Source organism: Pseudomonas guariconensis (genome assembly GCF_015680235.1).
Lineage (GTDB): Bacteria > Pseudomonadota > Gammaproteobacteria > Pseudomonadales > Pseudomonadaceae > Aquipseudomonas > Aquipseudomonas guariconensis_A.
In genome coordinates, this window is the sequence record NZ_JADLJL010000117.1 from 1 (window position 1) to 201 (window position 201).

At 67.7% G+C, this 201-nt stretch carries 1 pseudogene; it reads left to right on the top strand.

Going from position 1 to position 201, the window contains the following annotated elements:
• Positions 1-201: pseudogene (locus IRZ56_RS23025) on the top strand (oxidoreductase); the annotation flags it as partial.

Consider the following 201-nt stretch of genomic DNA (forward strand, 5'->3'; position numbering starts at 1 on the left):
TGTGGGTCGAAGGCCGTGCGCAGGAGGTGCATGAGCGGCTAGTCAATGGAGCACGCCATGGCGTGGGCGCGCTGGATCATACCGCCCCGGCCGAACTGGTCGACCTGACCGTGGCCCCAGGCACCCTGGAGCCCGATGCACGCAAGCGGCTGCAAGGCCTACGGATTACCTCGCAACAGGCCGCCCAACTGGTGCGCTCCA